13 protein-coding genes and 1 pseudogene are annotated in these 13,070 nt (G+C 61.3%); 3 read left to right on the forward strand and 11 right to left on the reverse strand.

All coding sequences use genetic code 11. The annotated features are described in order from the left end of the window. Positions 1–8: 8 nt before the first annotated feature. The 7 genes and pseudogenes from GQ59_RS18130 to modB form a co-directional block, all read right to left on the reverse strand. The gene (locus GQ59_RS18130) at positions 9–1,064 is read right to left on the reverse strand and encodes an ABC transporter ATP-binding protein (RefSeq protein ID WP_037083756.1); all 1,056 of its coding nucleotides are present in this window, start codon (positions 1,062–1,064) and stop codon (positions 9–11) included. Then, on the reverse strand, positions 1,064–1,921 hold the full coding sequence (locus GQ59_RS18135; protein ID WP_037083757.1) for a carbohydrate ABC transporter permease: 858 nt from the start codon (positions 1,919–1,921) through the stop codon (positions 1,064–1,066). The genes GQ59_RS18130 and GQ59_RS18135 overlap by 1 nt, the downstream gene beginning before the upstream one ends. Positions 1,922–1,923: 2 nt before the next feature. Further along, positions 1,924–3,225, reverse strand: a complete 1,302-nt coding sequence (locus tag GQ59_RS18140; protein WP_037083758.1) for a carbohydrate ABC transporter permease — start codon at positions 3,223–3,225, stop codon at positions 1,924–1,926. Between the two features lie 133 nt (positions 3,226–3,358). Next, positions 3,359–4,705, reverse strand: coding sequence for an extracellular solute-binding protein (locus GQ59_RS18145; RefSeq protein ID WP_037083759.1), 1,347 nt, complete (start codon positions 4,703–4,705; stop codon positions 3,359–3,361). 304 nt (positions 4,706–5,009) lie between these two features. Then, a pseudogene (locus GQ59_RS33620) lies at positions 5,010–5,138 on the reverse strand (BrnT family toxin); the annotation flags it as partial. Positions 5,139–5,223: 85 nt separating this feature from the next. Next, on the reverse strand, positions 5,224–6,285 hold the full coding sequence (modC, locus tag GQ59_RS18150; RefSeq protein ID WP_037083761.1) for a molybdenum ABC transporter ATP-binding protein: 1,062 nt from the start codon (positions 6,283–6,285) through the stop codon (positions 5,224–5,226). Next, on the reverse strand, positions 6,282–6,983 hold the full coding sequence (modB, locus tag GQ59_RS18155; RefSeq protein WP_037083763.1) for a molybdate ABC transporter permease subunit: 702 nt from the start codon (positions 6,981–6,983) through the stop codon (positions 6,282–6,284). Before modB ends, modC begins: the two co-directional genes overlap by 4 nt. 198 nt (positions 6,984–7,181) lie before the next feature. On the opposite strand from modB, the gene GQ59_RS33625 reads away from it, so the two are divergent. From GQ59_RS33625 to GQ59_RS30660, 3 genes are all read left to right on the forward strand, one after another. Then, positions 7,182–7,586 (forward strand): S8 family serine peptidase, encoded by a 405-nt coding sequence (locus GQ59_RS33625; protein ID WP_152564377.1) that lies wholly within the window; start codon positions 7,182–7,184, stop codon positions 7,584–7,586. A 54-nt stretch (positions 7,587–7,640) separates the two neighbouring features. Beyond that, positions 7,641–8,060: a DUF1353 domain-containing protein gene (locus GQ59_RS18160; RefSeq protein ID WP_051904051.1), complete on the forward strand. Its 420-nt coding sequence runs from the start codon at positions 7,641–7,643 to the stop codon at positions 8,058–8,060. 106 nt (positions 8,061–8,166) lie between these two features. After that, a complete protein-coding gene (locus GQ59_RS30660; protein WP_152564378.1) occupies positions 8,167–8,421 on the forward strand; it encodes a hypothetical protein in 255 nt (84 codons plus the stop codon). A gap of 46 nt (positions 8,422–8,467) precedes the next feature. Here the strand turns inward: GQ59_RS30660 and GQ59_RS18165 are convergent, their stop codons facing one another. Genes GQ59_RS18165 through GQ59_RS18180 form a run of 4 tightly spaced genes read right to left on the reverse strand, consistent with a single transcriptional unit; the run spans position 8,468 to position 13,035 of the window. Then, the gene (locus GQ59_RS18165) at positions 8,468–9,313 is read right to left on the reverse strand and encodes a nitroreductase family protein (protein ID WP_051904053.1); all 846 of its coding nucleotides are present in this window, start codon (positions 9,311–9,313) and stop codon (positions 8,468–8,470) included. A 41-nt stretch (positions 9,314–9,354) separates the two neighbouring features. Continuing rightward, positions 9,355–11,163: an ABC transporter ATP-binding protein gene (locus GQ59_RS18170; protein WP_051904054.1), complete on the reverse strand. Its 1,809-nt coding sequence runs from the start codon at positions 11,161–11,163 to the stop codon at positions 9,355–9,357. 55 nt (positions 11,164–11,218) lie between these two features. Next, complete coding sequence (locus GQ59_RS18175; RefSeq protein ID WP_051904055.1) at positions 11,219–12,070, reverse strand: ABC transporter permease; 852 nt, start codon at positions 12,068–12,070, stop codon at positions 11,219–11,221. A 23-nt stretch (positions 12,071–12,093) separates the two neighbouring features. Beyond that, positions 12,094–13,035 (reverse strand): ABC transporter permease, encoded by a 942-nt coding sequence (locus tag GQ59_RS18180; protein ID WP_037083767.1) that lies wholly within the window; start codon positions 13,033–13,035, stop codon positions 12,094–12,096. Between the last annotated feature and the right edge of the window lie 35 nt (positions 13,036–13,070).

Genomic DNA, 13,070 nt, shown 5'->3' on the forward strand with positions numbered 1-13,070 from the left:
GGCCTCCGTCACAATCTCTGTCCGTCTGCGGCAAATACGAAGGTCGAGGCACTGTCGAGGTTCCAGCGCACGCTGTCGCCCGGCTTCACGTCGTCGCGCACCGGCTGGATCGAGCGCAGCACGGAACCGTCCGGCAACACGACGTCGTAGAGGTTTTCGCGCCCTTGCGTTTCCGCAAACACCACCCGTCCCTCGACGGGCACACCGCCCGCAGTTCCGAAATGTTCGGGACGGACGCCGAGGCTGAGCGCGGTTCCGTCCGCAATGCCCGACAGCGCCGCAAGCGGCAGGCGCAAGCCGTTTTCGCCAAGCACGAAGGCGCCCTGCTGCGCCCGGCCCTTGAGGAAGGAGATTGGCGGATTGCCGAGGAAACTGGCGACGAAGGATGTCCGAGGATCCTTGTACATATCCGACGGAGTGGCAATCTGGACGATCTCGCCCGATTTCATGATGGCAATGCGGTCGCACATCGACATTGCTTCCACCTGGTCATGGGTGACGAGGATGGCGGTGATGCCCGTCTCCTTCTGCAGCCGGCGGATTTCCGAGCGCATGTCGAGGCGGAGTTTTGCGTCCAGATTGGCGAGCGGCTCGTCGAGGAGAAGCACGTCCGGGCGGCGGATCAGGGCACGGGCGAGCGCCACGCGCTGCTGCTGGCCGCCGGAAAGCTGCGCCGGCCGGCGACCCAGGAGATCGCCGATATGGACGAGTGCCGCGATATCCGCGACCTGCTTCTTGATATCGGCGGCGGCGACCCGCTTCACCATCAGCGGAAAGCCGATATTCTCCTCCACCGTCATATGCGGATAAAGCGCATAGGACTGGAAGACGACACCGACATTGCGTTCCTGGCTCGGCAGATGGGTGACGTCCCGGTCGCCGAACAGGATGCGGCCCGAGGTCGGTCGGTGGATGCCGCAGACGGCAAACAGCGTGGTCGACTTGCCGCAGCCGGAAGGCCCGAGCAGTGCCAGCATTTCGCCGGAACCCACTTCGAGATCCATGTCTTCGATAATTCTGGTGGAGCCGAAACTCTTGGAAAACTTGTCGAGCAGTATACGCATCAGCCCTTGGTGCCTCCGCCATAGATGTTCATGAGATGCTTCTGGAAGAAGACGTAGAGGATCAGCACCGGCACGACGTAGAAGACGCCCACGGCCTTGAAGGTGCCGAAATCGAAATTGTTGTCGTCGATGATCAGGCTCGCCAGATAGACCGATAGCACCTGCACCTTCGCGCCTGGCGCCAGCACCTGCGGCATGATGAACTCGCTCCAGCCGGTGAGGAAGGAAAACAGGCCAAGTGCCATCACCGCCGGCTTGATCTGCGGCAGCACCAGCCGGCGCCAGACCGTGAAGCGCGACGCGCCGTCGACCGTCCCGGCCATCTCGATCTCCCAGGGCACGGTGTCGTAGAACCCCTTCATCAGCCAGATGCCGAGCGGAAGTTCGACCGCAGCCTTTACCAGGATCACCCCGATCAGCGAATTGTAGAGGCCGATCCACTGCAGCACGATGAAGATGGCGATGATCAGCGTCACCGACGGGAAGGCGTGCAGCACCATGACACCGGCAAGGAAAAAGCCGCGTGCCGGCACGTTGAGGCGCGACAGAACATAACCCGCCATCGACGAGACCGTAAGGATGACGCCGGTGATGCAGCTTGCGAAAATGAAGGTGTTGAGCGTGACGAGCCAGATATTCGGCTTGCCGGTCTTGGTCTCCCAGAGGAAACTCCAGTGGCGCAGCGTGAACTCGTTGGGGATCAGCGAGCCGACTTCCGTGTCGCTGATCGTGTCGACGAAGAGATAGGCATACATCACCAGCAGCGGCAGGCTGAAAAGGCCCAGCAGCAGGATCACCGGGAGGCTCGAGAAATTCGCCGAGGTCGTGTTTGACGAGATTTGCGGTTTTTCGGCCATGCTCAATCCTCGATCAGCGGCTTGGAGATCAGCGTGTCGTAACGGAAGATGCGCAGGTAGATGAGCGACAGCACGATGCCGACAACCACCAGCACCAGCGCCATGGCCGCGCCCAGCCCGTATTCCAGATTGCCGGTGTAGTTGTTGAGCGCGGTGTGGTAGGCGGCGAGCGACCATACTTCGGTCGCCCGCCCCGGCCCGCCGCGGGTCGAGAGGAGGATTTCGTTAAAGGAGGCGAGCAGCGACAGGGTCTGGTAGCAGGTGACGAACAGGATCGGCCAGCGAAGCTGCGGCAGGATGACGTGGCGGACCTGCTGCCAACGGCTGGCGCCATCGACCTCGCTTGCATGGAACTGCGTCTGCGGGATCGCCTTGATGGCGGAAGAGAAGACCAGCATGCCCATCGAAGCGCCGATGAAGCCGTTGATCAGGATCACGAAGAACCAGGCGTTATAGGCACTGTCGAGCAGGTAGTTTTTTACCGGATAACCGAACTGGCCCATGAACATCGAGATGAAGCCGCTATCCCAGGTCAGCCATTTCCACATCAGCACGTAGATGACCACCGGCGTGATGCGCGGCAGCAGCCAGATGGCGCGGAAGATGGATGCGGTCGAAGCCGGCATGTAGTGGGTCGTGATGGCGAGGAAGAGCGCGTAGCTGACGTTGAAGAGGAGCAGCGTCACCGAGACGTAGAAGGCGGTGTTGAGGAAGATCTGCGCCATGTCCGGCGAGTTGCCGATGATTTTGAAATTCTCCGTCGTCCATACCCAGCCGGTATAGGTGGCCGCGGCGACAGTCTCCTGTTCGGCCGGGGTCAGCGTAAAGCCGAGCTTGTTCAGGCTTGCCATCAGTCCGTCGCGGTTCTCGAACCGGGTATTCAGAACCGAGCGGTTGAAGAGGTCGGAAATCTGCTTGACCTCGCGGGTCGAGGGCCGGTCCTTCAGCGCCTTGATCATGCGTTCGGCCTCTCGACGCGAGGGAAAGACCTCCCCCATGTGGCTGGTACGCAGTTCGATGCTGAAACCTGCCTTGATCTTCAGGGCTTCAAGGGCTGCAAGTCCCTCCTCGTCGATGACGAAACGCGGCTCGGCAATGCCGCCCGCAAGGTCCGGCATGTCTGCCTTCAGGCGATTGATGGCGCCTTGCGTGACCTGCCAGGCGCCGCCGGAAATGCCCGTTGCGGTGCTCATATTGGTCATGGCGAAGATGGCGGTCAGGACGACCGGCATCAGGAAGAACAGGAAGATCATGATCGCCGCGGGTGCGATCATCACCAGTCCGAGCGTTCGTGACGTTCGCATGGGTGAAGCCTTGGGATACGCGGATGGGATGCGGGCGGCGGAGCGAGCGCCGCCCGCAGTTCGGGGCGAGACGTTTCGCCCGGAAGGCGAACGACCTATCCCGCCCTGAATGAGCGAGATAAGTCGCCTTGCATCAGCGGATGATGATCGCTGCGCCGAGCGTCGACTTCAGCTCGGTTTCGGCATCGTTGACCGCGGCATCGACCGTCTTGGCACCCGTCCAGGATGCTTCGAGGTTCTTCCACATGATCGTCCAGTATTTGCCGAAATCGGCATTGTTCGGCATGGCGTTGGCATGCGGCAGCAGGCGCTCGGTGGCCTCGGAAGCCCAGCGGTCGGCGGAGTAGAGATCGACCTTGGTTTCCGACGGCGAGATGCCGAGATGGGCCGACTTGATCGCATGCAGCGCGTTGATGCGCGGCTCGGAAGCGATCTTGATCAGGTCGGCAGCGATCCGGGTCGCTTCGTCGGTATGGCCGGCCATCAGCAGGTAAGCGAGCGGATGGGTCAGCGTGTTGGACTTGCCGCCTTCGCCGGCCGGGATCAGCGTGAACTGAACATTGTTGAAGAAGTCCTTCAGGCCTTCCTGGTTGACCAGGCGCGCATAGTGCCAGGTGCCGCCGTGCCAGATGCCCGCCTTGCCGGTGGCAACTTCTTTCCACCACTGGTCGCCCGGCATGCCGATGTGGTTTTTCTTGGTGACGCCGGCCTTCACGAGATCGGCGAAATACTGGTAGGTGCGCTTCATCGCAGCCTTGTCGAAAACGAGCTTGCCTTCCTCTTCCATCACGCCGCCGAAGGACGTGTAGAACTGCCAGTAGTCCGGGCCGTTGCTGTTGCGGGGATAAAAGCCGTAGCCCGCCTGGACGAGGCCCTTGTCCTGCATCTTCTTGGCGTCTTCGAGGACGTTCTTCAGCGTATATTCGCCCTTTTCGACCTTGGCCGGCAGAGCCTCGATATCGGCATCCGAATAGCCGATTTCCTTCATGTAGGGCTTCCAGAAGAAGAAGGGGCGGGATTCGGCGTCCTGCGGGATGCCGTAGACGGCGCCGTTGAAGGAGGTGATCTCCATCAGGTTCGGATAGATGTCGCTGATCGGCCACGAGTCGAGGTCGATGAACTTCTCGACCGGAACGATGAGGCCGGCCTGCGCCCAGGGGCCGATGTCTTCATGGCCGGTGGCGACGATGTTCGGAGCCTTCTTGGCTTCGGCGGCCAGCGTCAGCGCCTGCTTGAAATCTTCCCAGCCGGAATAGGGCGTCTTCTGGACGATGATGTTGAGCTGTTCGCCGCGGATGGCGGCTTCGCGCTCGAGAATATCGGCAGCGATGTCGAACGCATCGGTGCGATAGTTGTCGTTCGGCCCGGAACCGCCGGACCAGACGGAGATGGTGACATCCTTGGCCGACGCGAAGACGGCGGTGGAGGCGAAGAGAATGGCCGCAAGCGTGGCGGATTTGAGTATCGGAAGAACAGTCATGGTTTACTCCCCGAAGAGCGAAATGGCTTCTTCCGAACCCTGAGAGACCCTATCGGCCCAAGGCTCCGGAAGCGCTGAAGATCATCAACAGGAAGCGGTCTAGAGGCGCTCCATAACACCCAGATGACAAAATGTACGCGTGTGCAAAATTTATTCAGGGGCTAATTTGCAAGGCCGGCCCTCACACGAGCCGGAGCCCCGCAAGACGAACAGGCCAACGAACGGGCCGCTCGACGACCCTCGGAATTCGGGTTCGATTATATTCCCGCAGCCTTCCGCAGATCGTCGTTCATGCGGGACTGCCTCATGGGAGCTTCCTTTCCTTGCGGCTTGCCAGGCGCATGGAAATCACCGACAGCGCTTGCGAACCGGGCGGTCGAAAGACGACCGCAATGATGATCCGGCCGTTTAGTTCTCCGATCACTTTGAAGCGGCCTTGTTCTGGCGTTTGGAATCGTCCCAGGTGATCTTCATTAAATGTATGTACGATAATGCGGACGACTTTGAAAAGAGCGAGTTTACCGCTCCAGCGCGACAGTCTTGATCACCGCAAATACCGGTTTTTCGAGCTTGAGGTCCAGGCGCTCGACGGAAAGCGCGGTGATGCGGGAGAGCAGGATGTCCTCGCCGCAGCGGATGCGGATGCGAACCATGCCGTCGCCATCCGGTTCGATCGCGGCGATCGTGCCGGCAAGGATATTAAGGGCGCTCAGGCCCTCCGGCCGCCGGGTGGCGATCATTACGTCCCGTTCCGGGATATGCACGCGGACGCTCAAGCCCTCTTGGGCATGCGCATTCGGCACGACGATCTGCGCCTGCGACAGCCGGATCGTCGCCAGCCGGTGCGGGATATCGATAACCTCAACCACGCCGGTCAGCACCGCGCCGGCATCGCGGCGATCCGCCGACGGCAGAGATAGGACTTCGGAGGGCGTACCGACGGCCTCGACCCGGCCGGCCTTCATTGTCACCACCTTGTCGGCAAGCCGCGCCACTTCCGAGACCGAATGGCTGACATAGACGATCGGCGTCGAGGTTTCGTCGCGCAGGCGCTCGAGATAGGGCAGGATTTCGGCCTTGCGCTGGTCGTCGAGCGCGGCGAGCGGCTCATCCATCAGAAGGAGACGCGGAGCGGAAAGCAATGCCCGACCGATCGCGACGCGCTGTTTTTCGCCACCTGAAAGCTTCCCCGGCCGTCGGTCGAGCAGCATGCCAATGCCAAGCAATCCGACAATCCGATCGAAATTTTCCGGCCGCGCTGTCCTGGGTGCGAACCAGCGGCCATAAGCGAGGTTCTGACGCACAGAGAGGTGCGGGAAAAGCCGGCTCTCCTGGAAGACGTAGCCGAAACGTCGTTTGTGCTTTGGCACGAAAATACGGCTTTCGGTGTCGAGCAGCGTTTCGCCATCGACCACCAACCGCCCGTGATCCGGCTTCGACAGTCCTGCAATCACCCGCACCAGCGACGTCTTGCCGGAGCCCGAAGGCCCGAACAGCGCAGTCACGCCGCCATCCGACGTGAAGCCCGCGTCGAGAACAAACTCTCCCAGCGCCTGCCATGCGTTAACGACGAGGGTCATTCGATATTGACCCTCCTGCCGACGAGATAAGCCAGGAACTCCGAGGCGAGCAGCGCTGCAAACGAGATGGCGATCGCGACCAGCGTCAGCCGCATCGCCCCGGCATCACCGCCCGGCACCTGCGTGAATGTGTAGATCGCTGCCGAAAGGGTCTGGGTTTCACCGGGAATATTGGAGACAAAGGTGATCGTCGCGCCGAACTCGCCCATTGCCTTGGCGAAGGCAAGGATCATGCCGGCGATCACGCCCGGCAGGATAAGCGGCAGCGTCACGGTGATGAAAACCCACGCGGGTCCCGCGCCGAGCGTACCGGCCGCCTCCTCCAGCTTGCGGTCGACGGCCTCGATCGACAACCGGATGGAGCGCACCATCAGCGGAAAGCCCATGACGCCGCAGGCAAGCGCCGCGCCCGTCCACCGGAAGGAGAGAACGATGCCGAGATATTCGTTGAGAAAGGCGCCAACGACGCCGCGTCGCCCGAACAGTATCAGCAGCAGAAAACCGGTGACGACCGGCGGCAGGATGAGCGGCAGGTGGACGATGCCGTTCAGGATCGACCTGCCCCAGAATTTTCCGCGGGCGAGCAGGTATGCGACGAGAAGGCCGAACGGCAGGCTGACGATCATCGCGACGGCGGAAACCTTCAGGCTGAGCCTGATCGCGGTCCATTCCTCGTCGCTCAATACCAGCCAGTCCAAACGCCGACCCCATCCGTAGCCGCTATGCAATATATCGCATTGGATATATCGAGAAGGCTCTGATGGCTAGGTCCTGGCGGAAAAGTTGTAGGATTCGATGCAAATTGTCACAGCGTCAAAACTAACCACAAGTTTGCAAAAGGATTATTTTCCTATAAAATGTCACGACCTGGATCATGAGAAGCATGTGATAAGGTCGTGTTCTCGGCCGCCGGAAACGACTGCGACAGAGGGCAAAGGCCAATCTCCGCAAAGTACGCTAGCCCCTTCAACTGGGCAGCTCTCGAGGCACGCAAGAGAGGTGTCGAGAATGGCGTGATCGTCGCCGCGCACGACAGCAGGGGAAAGAGGGCCTATTTCTCGAACTCCGGTGGCGACATCTGCTGCCCCGGCGTCGACATCATGAGCGCCCTAGCGTTCGACGGCGACTCGAAGGTCTCGACGTCCTCGTACGGTCGAATGAGCGGGACCTCCATGCTTTTCCATACTGTGCCGCCACCCACGCGCTGCTTAGGCTCGTCAGACCGGGATACAGGGGCGTGGAACTCGTCAAGTGCATGTCGGCGGCGGGATTGGCGGGAGATCTTGGCGTCCCGATGCTGAAGCTGTGTCGGTCTCTCAACGCTTGCCACTTACGCTCGTGACGAGGAAGGTGCCATGATCACCAGACGCCTTGTCTGCTGGGGAGTGATCGCGCTCACCTTCGCGTCGCCATCTCTTGCCGCGTTCGTCGGAGAACTGAAGCTCGTTCCTGTCGGGTGTGAGGCGGAAGGATTTTGCACTGTCGAGAAAGAGTTCGGCTATGTCGACCTGTGGGGATTGGGCTGGATGGCGAGAGCCGGACTGCTGACGGACGGCGCATCCATTCCGCCCTGGGACAGACCATTTGTAGGCCAGCCATTCGAGGCCGCTTTCATCAAGGCGGCGATCATCCACGACCACTACTGCGACCGCCACGTCCACCCTTGGCGGCAGACGCATCGCGTCTTCTTCGACGCATTGCTGGAAAGCGGGGTTCGCGAGGCAAAGCAGGCGTCATGTACTTTGCGATACTCGTCGGCGGGCCAAAATGGGTGAAACTGGTTAAGGCAAGCCCTGCCCCATCGGGTCGTCTTGCATCAACAACGTGCAGATCGGGACCTCGCTCCCCAGCGCCGGCGTCTCGCTTGGGGAGGAAAGCGAGGTGTTTGACCCGCCCGGCGGGCTTCGCCGCTACGAGGTCTGCCAACCTGATGGCTCAGAAGGCGAACAACAAGCGGAAGCGCTGGATGCAGCCGAAGTCGAAATAGAAGCGTCGAAAGCGATGGCGGGCGACATCTTCTTCGTCAACGGCGACGAGGTCGGCGGTGACCTCGGTATGTGGAGGTTGCCAATCCGATCCATCCGGCGCGGGAGTGCACAGCCCTCTCCGCGCGTTGTCAATGGAGTGTGGCGTTAGGGGCACCACTCAAACCTACTTACGCCTTCCCGGTTTGCCCATCCCGTCACAGGCTTCCCGCGTTGACGGACCGCAAGTACTCCATGTAACGATCCCGACCGTGCAGAGAGCTCTTCCCGCTCAGGCGGACGGCAACCTTGTTCGACCAGTCGACCGGAGACAGGCGCTGCTTTTCCTGGAACTCGTTCATGACCCGGTTGTAGGCCCTGATCTCGTCGAAGTCCGCTGTCCTGTAAGTCTCGTCGTGGACGACCACTTCCTGGCGCAGTCTTGGCTTTATGTCGGTGTCGTGGCTCGGGTCGGGCCTGCCGACGACTAGACCCGTGACGGGGAAGCAGCGATCCGGAAGATTGAGAAGCGTTGCCAGCTTCGCAGCGTTGTTTCTGACGGCCCCGATGTAGCACGTACCGTAGCCAAGCGCCTCGAACGCGAGAGCCGCGTTCTGCGCCGCTATGCAGGAGTCCACTATCCCGAGGAGGCTGGCCTCGAAATATTCGAACCCTTCGCGGGGGACCGCCTCTTCTCCGCCGATCGCGTGGTTGCGGCTCTGATCGGAAAGCCACACGAGCATAAGGGGCGCGGCTTCGATCTGGCCCTGGTTTCCGCAAAGCGCGTTCACTTCGCGCTTGTGCGCCGGATCCGAGATTTTCACGACGCTCCAGCTCTGGAGATGCGACGACGTCGCGGCGGACTGCGCCGCGGCGATCGCCGTCCGCACGTCATCTTCGGCCACGGGATCAGACGTGAACCTGCGTATCGTCCTGTGCATCAGCATGTGGTCGATGACGGGGTTTTCGGGCGTCGAGATGCCATGTCCCTCGCCGTATCGGTCGGAAACGGCATCTTCGACAGGTCGGCAATATTCCACGGCATATGCATTGATCGTGTCCACGGCAGTTCCTCTTCTTCTATTCGATGGCGGAGATCCGCACGTCATGATTCAGCCATGACGTAGTGGGTGTCGCTCACCTGCTGGTATTCTCTTGGGGGCGAGACATAATCGACGTCCCGGATCGGGTTCTTGATTTCGTGAAACCCGCCGGCCGCTCGCTGGCCGCGGCGAGACGGGTCGGCGATCGGAACCGCGCTCAAGAGGCGGCGGGTATACGGGTGGCGCGGATTGCCCAGAACCTCCGCGCGGGGCCCGATCTCGACGATCTCGCCGAGATACATGACGGCTACCCTGTGGCTTACCCGCTCGACCACCGTCATATCGTGGGAGATGAACAGGTACGACAGGCCGAGCCTTTGCTGGAGATCCAGGAGAAGGTTCACGATCTGCGCCTTGACGGACACGTCCAGCGCGGAGACGGCTTCGTCGGCGACGATGACCTTCGGCGACACGGACAGCGCCCTCGCGATGCATATCCGCTGCCTCTGGCCTCCCGAAAACTCGTGGGGATACCTGTTGGCCATTTCGGGGTTCAGGCCGACGAGGGTCAGGAGCTCGGGCACCTTGGAAAGCGCTGTCACCGTATCGACGCCAGCGCAGCGCATGGGCTCCACCAAGGCATCTTCGATAGTGAAGCGGGGGTTCAGGCTGGCGAACGGATCCTGGAAGACCATCTGCAGGGACTGGCGCTCAGCTCTCAAGTCCGCCCCGCTGAGGTTGCTGAGATCGCGCCCGAACAGCCGGATAGTGCCCGAGACGGGCTTGACGAGCTGCAAGATGGATCGGCCTGTCGTTGACTTCCCGCACCCGGATTCGCCGACCAGGGACAGAGTCTCCCCCGGCTGGATGGAGAAGGTCACGTTCTCGACCGCGTGGACCTTGCCAACAGCTCGCTTGAAGAGCTTGTCGCGGATCACGAAGCGCGTCGTGAGGTTCTCGACCGACAGCGCCGGTGTTGAGGTTCCATCTACCGTGTCTGCTTGTTCCTCCTCCAGCCTGGAGATGCTTCCATCGGACCCGTACTCGGCATAACGCACCGGACGGTTTTTGAACCGCGAGGCGTCGAGCGGCGCGACGGCAGCGAGAAGCCTCTTGGTGTAGGGTTCTTCCGATTGGAAGAATATCCGGGACGTCTCGCCCCGCTCGACCACCCGGCCGTTATACATGACGACAGTCCGGTCGGCGGTTTCGGCGACCACTCCCATGTCGTGCGTGATGAACATCACCGCCATCTTCTCTTCCTCCTGCAGTTCCTTGATGAGCTGGAGGATCTGGTTCTGGATCGTGACGTCGAGGGCGGTCGTCGGTTCGTCGGCGATGAGAAGCTTCGGTTTGCAGGCGAGCGCCATCGCGATCATCACGCGCTGCCTCATCCCGCCGGAGAAGTTATGGGGATACTCGTCAATCCGGCGTTCCGCTGCGGGGATTTTCACTCGCGCCAGAAGTTCGAGCACGTCTTTGCGCGCTCTGGCGCGGGAGAGGCCCCGATGGCGGACCAGCACCTCGCCGATCTGGTCTCCGATCGACATAGTCGGGTTGAGGCTCGTCATGGGCTCCTGGAAAATCATCCCGATTTCGTTGCCGCGGACGTCTCTCATCTGGGCGCTCGAGTATGCCGTCAGGTCGCGGCCGTCGAACTCCACGCGTCCCGAGATGCGTGTCGTCCGCTCCGGCAACAGGCGCATGATCGACAAGGCGGTCACGCTCTTGCCGGAGCCTGATTCACCGACAATGGCGACCGTTTCGCCGTGGCCGATGTCGAAGCTGACATCGCTGGTGACGGGCTTCCACTTCTGGCCGCTGCCGAAAGAGACGCTAACGTCGACCACTGAGAGGAGTTTGTTTGTCATAAGCACGTACCACCTTGAGAGGCCTGTTCATTTTCCGGAATTCTGGCGCGCTGTTCTACCGGGCCCTGGACGCGTTCTTAGGGTCGAGCTTGTCGCGCAAGCCGTCTCCGATAACGTTGACGCTAAGGACCGTGAGAGAGAGGAAGGCCGCGGGTATCCAGATGTTATGGGGGTGGATCTGGAACAGGGTGCGCCCTTCCGCGATCGTGTTGCCCCAAGTCGGTACGTCCTGCGGCATGCCCAGACCGAGGAAGGACAGGGTGGCCTCCAGAAGGATGGCGGCGCTCAGTATGAACGTTGCCAGGACCGTAAGAGGACCGACGGCGTTGGGAAGGATGTGGCGGGCGAGCAGACGGCCCGTCGGGACTCCCAGCGATACCGCCGCCTCGATGTATGGTTCCTGCCTCACGGAAAGGACCACCGACCGCACGAGGCGAACTACCCTCGGCACCTCGACCACCGTGATAGCCAGGATCACCGTCCACACGCCGCTCCCGATTGCAGTCATGAACGCGATGGCGAGGAGGATGGCGGGAATTGCCATGAGGCCGTCCATCACGCGCATGATCACGCCGTCGGCGCTCCTGAACGAGCCGCAGATCAGCCCGATGAGGGTGCCCAGCAGAACCGCGACGACCGTGACCGAGCATCCGATCAGGATCGACGTGCGCGCCCCGTAGACCATTCTGCTGAGGATATCTCGTCCAAGCCCGTCCGTTCCGAATACGGCTAGCCGAGCGGACTTGTCTTCGAGGAAAGCCGTGTTGACCGACGCGAGCGGAGCTAGGTTGCGGTTGAACGGATCGACGAAATTCGGATCCGCGGACGCGATCAGGGGCGAGAGAATTGCCATCAGCAGGATGACAGCCACTATGGCGTACGATAGCGAAAGGACTGGTTTCTTCATTTTCCTATCCAACGATGCGGGTGTCAGCTGGCGACGCGCGGGTCCAAGATCCCGTACGAGATGTCCGCGAGAAGATTGATCAAGACGTAGAAGACCGTGAAAATCAGGATGATCGCCTGCACGGACGGGTAGTCGCGCGCCAGCACCGCATCGACCATCAGCCTCCCGAGACCGGGAATATTGAAGACGCTTTCGGTGACCACGACGCCGCTGATGAGGCTTGCGAAACCCATCGCGACCACCGTGACGATAGGGGCTGCCGCGTTGCGCAGAACGTGCTTTATGGTGATCGGAAGCGGCATGAGGCCTTTCGCCTTCGCCGTCCGGACGTAGTCGGCATTGAGGACTTCCAGCACGCTTGCCCTGGTTATGCGCGTGAGAAGGCCGATGTAGACAGTGGCGAGCGCCAGCGACGGCAGGATGGTGCTGGCAAGCGTGGCCAGCGCGCCGTCGGACAGTCGGTGGTACCCCTGGACCGGAGTGAGGCCGAGCTTGATCGAGAAGAGTCCGATGAGCGCGTAGCCGACCACGAACACGGGAACAGAAAAGCCGACTACGGCCACTGCCGTCGAGAGGCTGTCCGCGATCGAGCCGGCTCTAAGCGCCGCCGCCGTACCGAGCGGGATCGCGATCAGGATTGATACTGCAAGCGTCAGGACCGCGAGGACCATCGTCGGTTCGACGCGTGACAGGATGAGCTGCGTGACTGGCATCTTGTAGTAGTAAGACACCCCGAAGTCGCCGCGTAAAGCGTGAGAGAGCCAGAGCAGGTATTGCTTCCAGACAGGCTCTCCGAGGCCCAGCTGCTGTCTGATAGCTTCGATCTGCTCTGTCGTGACCGCGTCTCCGCCGAGAATGGCGGCAGGGTCTCCGGACGACACCCGGAGCGTCAGGAAGACCAGAACGGAGATCCCGAGCAAGACAGGTATCGTCGTTATAAAACGCCGCATCGCATAACTGAACATCGATCGCTCCAACTACAAAAGGACGTTGTCGTCGT

It is taken from the genome of Neorhizobium vignae (genome assembly GCF_000732195.1).
Taxonomy (GTDB): domain Bacteria; phylum Pseudomonadota; class Alphaproteobacteria; order Rhizobiales; family Rhizobiaceae; genus Neorhizobium; species Neorhizobium vignae.